Source organism: Lawsonia intracellularis PHE/MN1-00 (assembly GCF_000055945.1).
Classification (GTDB): Bacteria; Desulfobacterota; Desulfovibrionia; order Desulfovibrionales; family Desulfovibrionaceae; genus Bilophila; species Bilophila intracellularis.
The window spans coordinates 1163861-1176494 of sequence record NC_008011.1; the positions used below are offsets into that span (position 1 = coordinate 1163861).

A 12634-nucleotide genomic window follows, 5' to 3' on the forward strand; every position below is an offset into this window, starting at 1 on the left:
GTTTACTCCACAATTTCAGTCACTACACCAGCACCAACAGTTCGACCACCCTCACGAATAGCAAAACGTAAACCTTGCTCCATAGCTATTGGGTATATAAGTTCAACATTAAAAGTTGCATTATCACCAGGCATAACCATTTCAACTCCTTCATTAAGAGTAATAACGCCTGTTACGTCAGTTGTACGACAATAAAATTGTGGACGATAACCTGAGAAAAATGGTGTATGTCTACCACCTTCTTCTTTTGAAAGTACATAAACTTCAGCTTTAAACTTACGATGAGGTGTAATGGATTTTAATGCAGAGAGTACTTGACCTCGTTCTACTTCATCACGTTTTACACTTCTTAGAAGAACTCCAATGTTGTCACCTGCTTCTCCCTGGTCAAGAAGTTTGCGGAACATTTCAACACCTGTGCAAGTAGTTTTTATAGTGGGTTTAATGCCTACAATTTCTATTTCTTCTCCAACTTTAATGACACCTCTTTCTACTCGTCCAGTAACTACTGTACCACGGCCAGAAATAGAAAAAACATCTTCAATAGGCATAAGGAATGGTTTATCGATATCACGTTGAGGATCAGGGATATAGCTATCACATGCATCAAGGAGTTCAAGGATTGGTTTAGCATCATCGCTATCTGCGCTATCTGAGTTTAGCGCCTTCAGTGCTGAGCCACGTATAACAGGGACGTCGTCTCCAGGGTATCCATATGTACTTAGTAGTTCACGAATTTCTAGTTCAACAAGTTCTAGAAGTTCAGGATCATCAACCATGTCACATTTATTCATAAAGACAACAAGATAAGGAACGCCAACTTGACGGGCAAGCAAAATATGTTCACGTGTTTGTGGCATAGGTCCATCAGTTGCAGCAACAACTATAATAGCGCCATCCATTTGTGCGGCACCAGTAATCATATTTTTGATATAATCAGCATGGCCAGGGCAGTCGACATGAGCATAATGGCGTTTTGGAGTTTCATATTCAACATGAGCTGTAGCAATAGTAATCCCACGCTCTTTTTCTTCAGGGGCTTTGTCAATCTCGTCATATCCTACAAATTTTCCACCCATTTTCATAGAAGCTACTTTTGTAATAGCAGCTGTAAGCGTAGTTTTACCATGGTCAATATGACCAATTGTACCAACATTAACATGTGGTTTATTACGTGTAAATTTTTCCTTGGCCATAACTGTCTCCCTTCATTAGTTGCGTCTTAAATCTAGCTAATATTAGAGTAAAAAGTAAAAAACATTGTTATAGTTTTGTATAATATATAGTGGACATTTTGTCATCCAGTATTAATGAATACGGCCAAAAGGAGCAGAGTCATATTTGGAGCGGGAAACGAGATTCGAACTCGCAACCCTCAGCTTGGAAGGCTGATGCTCTAGCCAATTGAGCTATTCCCGCTTAATGTGCCGTAGTCCCCTGGCAGATATTGTGTCTCCTACAGCCGTGTATCTAACTCTATTACATAGTTCTTGTGGTGGAGGGAGAAGGATTTGAACCTACGAAGTCTTACGACGACAGATTTACAGTCTGTTCCCTTTAGCCACTTGGGTATCCCTCCATATGGAGCTGGTGATGGGACTTGAACCCGCAACCTGCTGATTACAAATCAGCTGCTCTGCCAATTGAGCTACACCAGCAACAGGATAAGCTATTTACCTATTCTTTTTGAGATTGGCAAGTAAAAAATATGTTAATTAGCAATCTACTATTTAATTTTTATATTTTTCTCCTAAACAATAATAGTATATTTTTAATATTAAGGCAATATTTTAACGATATAAGGTTTTTCGCTAAGGAGATATCGTTGAGCTAATTCTTTTATCTGTTGGGCAGTTACATGTGTTGCTTTTTTTACTTGTTCCATAGCATAGTTAAGTGGTCTGTTTTCTAATGTAAGCATAGCAGCTTCACTTGCACGACTTCCAAGACTTTGTCTTTCTCTATAGTATTCGCCTTCAATTTGATTTTTTGCTCTATTAAGTTCAGTTTCTGGAAGAAGTTTGTCTATAAGAGATTGTTGTATGGTATCTTTGAATCCTTTTTCAGCAACAGATATTTTGTTTGGTTCTGTACCAATATAGAGGCCTAAATAGCCAGTTTCTGTCGTTTGTCTATTAAATGCTGTAACAGTATATCCAAGTGCTTGTTCATCACGTAGATCACGGAAGAGGAGTCCTCCTTGACCACTAAGAATTGTCTCCATAACATTAAATATAGGTGTTTCAGGATTTGTATCAGGGACTGTTTTATAAATAAGTAATAAGTGAGCTTGATTTCTTCCTGGGATATTAATATCAAGCTCTCTTTCTTTTCCCCAACTAGGTTCAGGTACTACTATTTTGTCTTCGATAGGTTCAGGTAAGTCTCTTACAAATTGTAAAACTTTTTCACGATCAAATTGTCCTGCAATAGCAAGTACCCATGGTTGAGCTATTTGTTTTTCCCAAAATTTTTTAATGTCTTGTTGTGTAAATTTTTTTATTACTTCCGGATTTCCAAGTTGCATATAGCCATATACGCTATGGGGAAAGAGAAATGGAGGAGTTTTTCTAAACGCTAAACCTAGTGGTTGATCTTCTTGTGATTTAATAGCAGCAAGTTGATCTTGAATCCCACGAGATACTTCTGGTTGAAAAAAAACTGGATTTTTAATTATATCTAATACTAGAGGAAATAGTTCATTGTTAAATTTTGATGGTCCTGTAAAGGTAACAGAAAATGTCTTTCTACCAGCTGATGCAGAGAGATCAGCTGCTCTATCAGCTAGAAAATTTTGAATTTCTATTACAGTTTTGTTAGATGTTCCTTTTGTTAGAATTGTTGCTGTAAGAGATGGTAATCCTTGTTGTTCATCAGAGACAAGAGCATCTCCTCCTGAAAAAAGGAGTGTAACAGAACAGTATGGTAATGTATTATCTGGAATAAGAACAACTGTCTTTTTTCCTAATTTAACAATTTCTTCTTTATTGTTAGATTGATTTACTACAGTTGCTTCTTCATGTTTTTTAGGCCAGTTTTTTTCTAATGTTGCTTGTAGATTAGGCATAGGAACGTCTTTAGGAGGAAGAACTACAGCAGCAAATCTTTCTGGACGAATCCATTTAGAAATAGCTTCATCAAGCATATCTATATCTACACTCTGAATAGCTTCAATTGTATTTTTTTCTCCTTCTTCACCATTTAAGAAAAATTCAAAATAACCAAGTTTTGAAGCAAGGCCTGGGAGTGTTTCTTTTGTACGATAAAGATTATCTTCTAAGTTAAGTTTAGCACGATCAAGTTCTTGTTGAGAAAACTTTTTAGCACTAAGATTAGCAAGATCTTTTGTCAATGTATCCCAAAATGGTCTTATTTTGCTAATTTCTACTTCAGCTGTGATTAAGAATACTCCTGTGCGTTCAAAAGAATAATTTGTAACTTGGATATCTTCAACTAATTGTTTTTCATGTTTGTATGTACGATAAAATAAGCTAGTTTTATCACCACCAAGAAGTTGTGCAAGGACATCAAGTGTATTGGATTCAATATTAAGTGCGTTTGAAACAGGAACAGCAGCTGTAAGATAGATTTTATTCCATGTCCCAGGAATAATAGTTACAGTCCCTTGTCCTTCTTTAAGAGGAAGTTCTTCTGCATAATATGGTAAAGGTAATATAATATTTTGTGTATTATTATACTTACTAAATAGATGATTTGCTTCTTGCAGTACTTCATTTGCCTTAACATCTCCAACAACGACAAGAAGCATGTCTTGTGGCTGATAGTGTGTAGCAATATAATCCTTTAAGTCTTGAGAAGTCACAGCATTAATTGTTTCAGGATAACCAATGATTGGTCTAGAATATGGCGTTCCTGCAAGACTTTTTGCAAGAAGTTTTTTAAAGGCAAATGAATGAGGATTATCTTCTCCTCGTGCAAGTTCAGCTAAGATAACTTTTTTTTCAGATTCAAGATCTTGAGGATCAAGCATAGGATGAAATGCCATATCTCTCACAACATCCATACCTAACTTCCATTGGCTAGATGGCATATCAGTTTTATATACAGTATAATCATAACTTGTTGCTGCATTCAGATAGCCACCAACTGCTTCAACTTCTTGACTAATTGTTGCATTTGGACGAGATTCTGTTCCTTTAAAAACCATATGTTCTAATATATGACTGATCCCAGATTGTTCTGGTTTTTCATATGCTGAACCAGTATGAACATAAAGTCTTGTAGAGACAAGAGGAAAGCGATTATCTTCAAGTACAAGAACTGTAAGTCCATTACATAATCGTGTAACAATAGGATGTTTTTTTGTAAGATTTTCAGGTAAAATATCATTTGTCTTTATGATTGATGAGGTTGCCTCTAAAGGTTGAACCATATAAGTGGCCATAAATACTCCTAATAGGAAAATAGAGAAGATAAAAAATAGTCGTTTTTTCATGAATTGAGTTTTCTTTTTATTATTAGAAGCATAAATTGAATTTTGTGGCATAGATGGTTCCTTTCCAGGATAAAAATTTTTTATAAAATAACGCATAACGATTATAATGACAAGTTACATCTAAAATATATACTTAAAAAGTAATTAAAAAACAGTACGTTGTACTAAAACATAATTGTTGAAAAAATAAGGAAGAGCAGCCGTGTTTAGCTTAGAAAAAAATAAGGTGTTGTCTGAGTTAATTAGTAAACATATAGATAAAATTGCATTAGAAGAGAGATTAACCTCTGAGCAAATTAATTTAGGAATTTGTTCTGGTACAATGGTTTTATTAGGTAACCTAAAACATAGTGATGTTAAGCCAACACTTATAGGACAGCCTGCACGTATTAAGGTGAATGCAAATATTGGAACCTCTCCATTAGAAAGTTCTTTTAACAAGGAAATGGATAAACTTAAAGTAGCCTATGAAGCAGGTGCCGATACTGTTATGGATTTATCAACAGGTGGTGATTTATATAAGATAAGAGAAGAAATGCTTGCAGGAACTTCATTACCCCTTGGGACAGTCCCTTTGTATGCAGTTGCCCAAAAATATATCAAAAAACATTCTGATCCAGCAAAGATGGATCCAGAAGAGCTTTTTGAAGAAATTGAGAGACAAGCAGATCAGGGGGTAGACTTTATGACACTTCATTGTGGAGTGACATATAAGGCTGCAGAGTTAGGTTCTCAAAATAATCGTGTATTAGGAATTGTCTCTAGAGGTGGAGCCCTTTTAGCTCGTTGGATGTTTAAAAATAAAAAAGAGAATCCACTATATACAGAATATGATCGACTATTAAAAATTGCTTCTAAATATAATGTAACTATTTCTCTTGGTGATGGACTTCGACCTGGAGGGGGGTGTGACGCTGGTGATTCTGCCCAATGGGAAGAACTTATGGTTCTTGGAGAACTCACAAGACGTGGACAACAAGCAGGTGTTCAATGTATGATTGAAGGCCCTGGTCACGTTCGTTTACATGAAGTTGAAGCACAAGTGATAAGTATAAAAAAGCTTACACATGGTGCCCCATTATATGTATTAGGACCGTTAGTTATTGATTCGTCTCCAGGATATGATCATATCTCAGGTGCAATTGGTGCTGCTGTTTCTGTTCGTGCTGGTGTTGACTTTTTGTGTTATCTGACACCAGCTGAACATCTCTCACTTCCTAACAAAGATGATGTTTATCAAGGAGTTATGGCTTCACGGATTGCAGCACAGGCTGGTGAAGTGTCTTTAGGGCGTCCTTTAGCTTTGGAAAGAGAAGCTTGTATAAGCGAAAGTCGTAAGAAACTTGATTGGGATGGTATGCGGAACGCAGCCCTTGATGCTAATGCTGTAGATTTACGTCGAGAACCTCATAAGAAAGAAAAAGTATGTTCTATGTGTGGAGATTTTTGTTCAATGGATATGTTAAATGATAAATGGTAATAGGTTACTATTATAATTTATTATTATGTTAAATTAATATAACAAGATAAAGTTATTATGTAATTTCTATAAATAAATTCTTTCTGCCAGACTATGCTATATTTCTGGCAGATTTTTTATGTATATTTTGATTTTTCTAACAATATTTTTTTATTATTTATTTAGTACTATCTTTTGTTTTGGGACAACCTGAGCATACACTTTTTTGTTCATATGGAACAGGATATTCTCCATTTAGACATGCAAGGCAGTAGTTATTAGAAGTAGATACAGATTTCAGAAGACCTTCAAGGCTTAAATAATAAAGTGTATCTAGGTGAAGTAAGTTGGGAAGATCTTCAATAGGATGTTTTGCTGCAATGAGTTCTCCTTTTGATGAAAAGTTAATCCCATAAAAACAAGGAAAACGTAATGGAGGACAGCTTACACGGAAATGGATTTCAGAAGCTTTTAATTCACGTAGTTTTTTTACTCTTGTACTTACAGTGGTTCCTCTTACAATGGAATCGTCTATAATACACAATCGTTTATTAGCAATCATTGAGCGAACAGGGTTAAGTTTTATACGTACACCAAAATCCCTAATATTTTGAGAAGGTTGAATAAAAGTTCTTCCAACATAATGATTGCGAATATAAGCTTGCTCATATGGGATTCCAGATGCTTGAGAAAATCCTAGAGCTGCATACACTCCAGAGTCAGGAAAAGGCATAACAAGATCAGCGTGTGTTTTACATTCATTAGAGAGCTCAATACCCATGTTTTTTCTGCAATGATAGACATCTTCTCCAAAGACAATAGAGTCAGGCCTAGCAAAGTAAATAAGTTCAAAAATACATTGACGAGTAGGTACGTTTTTTGAGTGTAGAAGGGGTACAGATGTAACATGTCCTTCATCAATAATAACCATTTCTCCTGGCTTAATATCTCTTATAAGTGTAATATCTAAAAGATCAAAAGCACAACTTTCTGAAGCAAGAGCATATGAATCTTCTATTTTCCCTAAAGTAAGTGGTCTAAATCCATGAGGATCTCGTATACCTACAAGCTTATTTCCTACAAGAATAACTAGTGAATAAGCTCCTTTTACTTGTGTGCAGGAATATAATATAGCTTCTTCTATACTTCTGTTTGTAAGGTTGTGTGCAATAAGGTGGAGAAAAATTTCACTATCACTATTTGTCTGAAAAATAGCACCATCATTTTCAAGTTGTTTTCTTAACTGCATTGCATTAGTAAGATTTCCATTATGTGCAAGTGCTAGTTCTATATCACAAATACGTACAGATATTGGTTGGGCATTTCTTCTGGATGAAATACCAGTAGTAGAGTATCTTACATGCCCAATAGCATAGTGGCCTTTTAATTCTTTACTTAGAATATCTTCACTAAATACATCTGGTACAAGTCCCATATCTACATATGATGTAATATTATTACCATTATATGATGCAATCCCTGCACTTTCTTGTCCTCTATGTTGAAGAGAGTAAAGGCCAAAATATGCCATACGGGCTGCTTCTTCATGATTAGTTATACCAAATACTCCACACATTTTTTTACCTTAATAAACAGAGTTAGGGGAATGAGATAGGGGTAACATCCATTATTAACTGATATAGTTATTATATTACAAATTATAATATTCTTGAATACTTTTTACCTGAATAGGAGTATCTCTTGAAGCTTGGATAGCTCGTGCGATAGCTTTTGCTCCGGCAAGTGTTGTGCTATATGGGATATTATATTGTAATGTGGCTTGTCTGATAGTTCTAGAGTCATTAGTTGTTTGTTTTCCTGATGGTGTGTTTATAACTAAAGCAATATCGCCATTTTTTATAAGATCTATAATATTAGGTCGTCCTTCATATACCTTAAGAACATGTTGTACAGGAATGTTATTTTTACTGAGTAGTACAGCGGTTCCTGATGTTGCAATAAGTTCAAAGCCTAGTTGGAGATATTGTTTAGCTATATCTATAAGAAGAGGCTTATCTCTATCATTAACAGAAAAAAATACTTTACCTGTACTTGGTAGGTACTGTCCTACACCTTGCTGTCCTTTTAAAAAAGCTTCTTCAAAGGTTGAAGCTATTCCCATAACTTCTCCTGTAGATTTCATTTCAGGCCCTAATACAATATCTACTCCAGGGAAGCGGTGAAAAGGGAAAACAGATTCTTTTACAGAAACATATCCTGTTTTTTCTATAGCCCAAGGATTGAGCTCTTTAAGACTTACTCCAAGCATAACTTGCATTGCTAGGTAAGGAAGGGGTACTCCTGTTGCTTTGGAGACAAATGGAGTTGTTCTTGATGCTCTAGGGTTAACTTCCAATATATAAATAACATTATCTTTTATGGCAAATTGGATATTCATGAGTCCAATAACTTGAAGTTCTTTGGCAAGAGCTGTTGTTTGACTTTTTATGTCTTCTATTAATTCTTGGGATAATGAGTGGGGAGGGATAACACAAGATGAATCCCCAGAGTGAATGCCTGCTTCTTCGATATGCTCCATTACTCCAGCAATATATACATTAGTTCCATCAGAGAGAGCATCAACATCCACCTCAATAGCATATTCAAGGAATTGATCAATAAGTATTGGTCGGTCTAAATTACAGTCTTTTCCATATAGAGAAAAGTAGTGTATAAGCTCTTTTTCTTCGTAAATAATTTGCATAGCTCTACCGCCAAGGACATAGCTTGGGCGGACAACTATGGGATATCCAATAGTTTTGGCAATAGAAGCTGCTTCATTTATAGAAGTTGCTGTACCATTTGCAGGTTGTTGTAGTTTTAATTTTTGGAGTAATGCTTGGAATCTTGATCGATTTTCTGCTCTATCTATAGCCTCAGGGCTTGTTCCTAGAATTGGTACGCCAGCACGAACAAGTGGTAATGCAAGATTAAGAGGAGTTTGGCCTCCAAACTGGACAACAACACCATCTGGTTGCTCCTGAGCAATAATATTCATTACATCTTCAAATGTTAGAGGTTCAAAGTAGAGTCTATCAGAAGTATCATAATCAGTAGATACTGTCTCCGGATTGGAGTTAATCATAATTGCTTCTATATTACTATCTTTGAGAGCATATGCTGCATGACAACAACAATAATCAAACTCTATTCCTTGACCAATTCGATTGGGTCCACCACCAATTATAATAACTTTTTTCTTTTTTTCTAAAGAGAGTTCTTTTGCTGACTCATAGGTAGAATAATAATAAGGAGTGAATGCTTCAAATTCTGCAGCACATGTATCTACAAGATAGTATGTTGGAACTATATCTAGTTCTTTTCGTAAGTTACGGATGTCAGATTCTGGTCGTTCCCAGGCTATAGCAAGCTGTTTATCAGAAAATCCAAACTGTTTAGCTTTAAGTAATAAAGGCCTTAGTTCAGGATTAGAAGCAGTTATTGTATTAGATAGTGCAAAGTTATGAAGTATCAACTCCATTTCTATGAGTTCTTTGAATTGATACAAAAACCATGGATCAATATGTGTAAGAGTATGAATATGGTTTAAACTCATTCCAGAAGATAATGCTTGATGAATAGCAACAATACGTAATGAATTAGGGTTTCTTAAAAGTATAGGAAGTTCTTCTTCTGTAAATGTATAGTTAGAGCTATTAAATCCAGGAAGACCAGTTTCAAGTGATCGTAGTCCTTTTTGAAAAGCTTCTTTAAAAGTACGACCAATGGCCATTACTTCTCCGATACTTTTCATGGACGTTGTTAATTCATCTTTTGCACCAGGAAACTTTTCAAAAGTAAATCTAGGGATTTTAACAACACAATAATCTATTGCTGGTTCAAAAGCTGCTGAGGTTTTATATGTAATATCATTTCTTAGCTCATCAAGAGTATAACCTACTGCAAGTTTTGCTGCAATTTTGGCAATAGGAAAACCTGTTGCTTTTGAAGCAAGAGCAGAAGATCGTGATACACGTGGGTTCATTTCTATAACAACAAGTTCTCCATTTTTAGGATTAACACCAAATTGGATATTTGATCCTCCTGTTTTTACACCAATTTCACGCATAATAGCTATGGAGGCATTACGCATTTTTTGGTATTCTATATCTGAAAGCGTTTGTGCTGGTGCAACAGTAATAGAGTCGCCTGTGTGAATACCCATAGGGTCAAGGTTTTCAATGGAACAAATAATGATACAATTGTCAGCTGCATCCCGAACAACTTCCATTTCAAACTCTTTCCATCCTATGACAGATTGTTCTATCATTACTTCATTTGTGGGACTAGCAGTAAGTCCTTGTATTGCAATTAGTTCAAGATCTTCCATGTTATAAGCAATTCCTCCACCTGTACCTCCAAGTGTAAATGCAGGGCGAACAATAACAGGAAATGGGATATTTAATGCAATTTGATGGACTTCTTCGATAGTTTTTGCAATAGCACTAGATGGAACTTTAAGGCCAATATTTTCCATTGATTGTCTGAATTTTTCACGACTTTCTGCTTTTTCTATGACATCTGCGCTTGCTCCAATGAGTTCTGTTCCACACTCATGAAGTATTCCAGATTTAGCCAAATTAAGTGCTATATTTAATGCCGTTTGTCCTCCTAGTGTAGGAAGTAATGCACATGGGCGTTCTTTCCGAATAATTGCAGTAACTGTTTCTAATTCAAGAGGTTCAATATAAGTATGATTTGCAAGGGTTGGATCTGTCATTATAGTTGCTGGATTAGAGTTGACAAGGACAACATTATATCCCTCCTCCTTGAGGGCTTTAATGCCTTGTGTCCCAGAGTAGTCAAACTCACATGCTTGACCAATAATGATGGGGCCAGAACCAATAACCATAATTTTTTTTATATCCGAACGCTTAGGCATTATAGGATTCCTTACTTTAGTAAAATATAGATAAGGCCTTTTCTACTACACATCATTTTTCCCCCTTGCAAGAAGGTTTTCGTTCAGATGAATTTGAGATAGAAAGGTATAGTTAATTGATATATGAGCTAAGGAGTAGAGCAATGGCTGATCAATGTAAGTGTCCTCATTGTGGTAATTATATAAAAGAATACAAAAATCCTCTTCCAGCTGTAGATATTATTATTTATAGTCCTGATCATGGCGTGATAGTTATATCAAGAAAAAATGAGCCATTAGGTTTTGCTTTTCCTGGAGGCTTTATAGAGTATGGAGAAACTGTGGAGCATGCTGCCATAAGAGAATCATATGAAGAAACAGGACTGCAAATTATTTTACAGGGTGTTTTAGGGGTATACTCTAAGAAAGATAGAGATCCTAGACATCACACACTATCAGTTGTATTTGTAGCATGCCCTTTAGATATTGAAAAGCTTAAGGCAGGTGATGATGCAGCTAGTGCAAAGTTTTTCCTTTTAAATGATATGCCAGAGCTTGTTTTTGATCATAAAAAAATTTTTGAAGATTTCAATTGTTTTTTACAAGGGAAGAGACCACTAGCACCTCTTGTAGAACCAACAGAATAGATACTTTTTAGTAATTTAATTATTATTAATAAAAAGTGAAGAGAATTTTTTTACATGTATTTTATAATACTGTATTGCCAGAGTTACCTGATACATTATCATTTAGAATGAATATATGTTTGATTTTAGGTGATTGCATATAATTTTGAGAGAGTATATGTATTAAATTAATTGAGTAAATTTAAGGTTCCTTTAACAGTTAGGGATTATTAACTAGTCTTTGTTTGTGAAAATATAACCAAGGGGTTTGAGTTTGGATCGAAGTACAGAGAAAAATTTATGGTCACGCCTTTTAAGTTTTTTTCATGGACGATCTAATGATTCTCTTGAACAAGCCATTTTAGAAGCTCGAGATGATGGAGAGTTAGATACAGAAGAAGGAAGTATGATTCTTAGCATCCTAAAGTTTGATGAGTTACAAGTGCAGGATGTTATGATCCCAAGAACAGATTTTGATTGTATGCCTTCAGGCTCGCCAGTAAGCGAAGTAGCAAGTTGTATTGTTGAAACAGGTCATTCACGAATACCAATATATAAAGATACAAGAGATAATATAGTTGGTATTGCTTATGCAAAAGATCTCATAGAATTACTTTTAGACCCTTCAAAACATCATACACCTATAGACACAACAATGCGTGAACCTTTTTTTGTTCCAGAAACAAAGCCTGTTAGGGAATTATTACAGGAGTTTCGTACAAGGAAAAATCATCTTGCTATTGCCATTGATGAATATGGAGGTACTTCTGGTTTATTAACTATTGAAGATGTTCTTGAAGAAATTGTTGGGGATATTGAGGATGAACATGATGCTCCAAAAGAAGAAGATATCCATGTAATTGGAGATAATTGTTATGAGCTATCTGGTAGAGCATATCTAGATGATCTTCTAAAATTAGGTATTAACCTTGAAGCAGATGAGGTTGATACAATTGGTGGCTATCTTTCACTTGAAGCAGGACACGTTCCAGAGCAGGGCGAAACTTTTGAATTTGATGGTTGGAAGTTTGAAGTTACAGAAGCTGATGCAAAACAAATTCGTAAAGTGCGAGTGGAAAAATTACTTGATGAATTTAGTAGTAAAGAAGAAAATAATTAAAAAAATTGATACCTGCTTAACTATACTATTTAATAAGATTTTATATATAAAGTAGAATAATGGCTTTTAGTAAGATACTTGACTTTAGATTTGAAGAGGGTTATTGGCAAAC

At 35.2% G+C, this 12634-nt stretch carries 7 protein-coding genes and 3 tRNA genes; 3 read left to right on the top strand and 7 right to left on the bottom strand.

What is annotated here, in order from left to right; all coding sequences use genetic code 11:
• Positions 1-2 precede the first annotated feature (2 nt).
• The 5 genes from tuf to LI_RS05120 form a co-directional block, all read right to left on the bottom strand.
• The gene (gene tuf / locus LI_RS05100) at positions 3-1196 is read right to left on the bottom strand and encodes an elongation factor Tu (RefSeq protein WP_011527018.1); all 1194 of its coding nucleotides are present in this window, start codon (positions 1194-1196) and stop codon (positions 3-5) included.
• A gap of 146 nt (positions 1197-1342) precedes the next feature.
• Positions 1343-1419 (bottom strand) — tRNA-Gly (locus tag LI_RS05105).
• A gap of 74 nt (positions 1420-1493) precedes the next feature.
• Positions 1494-1579: transfer RNA gene (locus LI_RS05110), tRNA-Tyr, on the bottom strand.
• Between the two features lie 3 nt (positions 1580-1582).
• Positions 1583-1658: transfer RNA gene (locus LI_RS05115), tRNA-Thr, on the bottom strand.
• A 119-nt stretch (positions 1659-1777) separates the two neighbouring features.
• Entirely contained in the window at positions 1778-4507 is a 2730-nt protein-coding gene (locus LI_RS05120) for a M16 family metallopeptidase (protein WP_011527019.1), read from the bottom strand.
• A gap of 151 nt (positions 4508-4658) precedes the next feature.
• On the opposite strand from LI_RS05120, the gene thiC reads away from it, so the two are divergent.
• Entirely contained in the window at positions 4659-5936 is a 1278-nt protein-coding gene (gene thiC, locus LI_RS05125; RefSeq protein ID WP_011527020.1) for a phosphomethylpyrimidine synthase ThiC, read from the top strand.
• Between the two features lie 157 nt (positions 5937-6093).
• On the opposite strand, the gene purF is transcribed toward thiC, so the two are convergent.
• Complete coding sequence (gene purF, locus LI_RS05130; RefSeq protein WP_011527021.1) at positions 6094-7491, bottom strand: amidophosphoribosyltransferase; 1398 nt, start codon at positions 7489-7491, stop codon at positions 6094-6096.
• 75 nt (positions 7492-7566) lie between these two features.
• Positions 7567-10797, bottom strand: a complete 3231-nt coding sequence (carB, locus tag LI_RS05135) for a carbamoyl-phosphate synthase large subunit (protein ID WP_011527022.1) — start codon at positions 10795-10797, stop codon at positions 7567-7569.
• Between the two features lie 143 nt (positions 10798-10940).
• Here carB and LI_RS05140 point away from each other — a divergent pair, with 143 nt between their 5' ends.
• The gene (locus LI_RS05140; RefSeq protein ID WP_011527023.1) at positions 10941-11423 is read left to right on the top strand and encodes an NUDIX domain-containing protein; all 483 of its coding nucleotides are present in this window, start codon (positions 10941-10943) and stop codon (positions 11421-11423) included.
• Between the two features lie 253 nt (positions 11424-11676).
• Positions 11677-12522: a hemolysin family protein gene (locus LI_RS05145; protein WP_015353800.1), complete on the top strand. Its 846-nt coding sequence runs from the start codon at positions 11677-11679 to the stop codon at positions 12520-12522.
• Positions 12523-12634 lie beyond the last annotated feature (112 nt).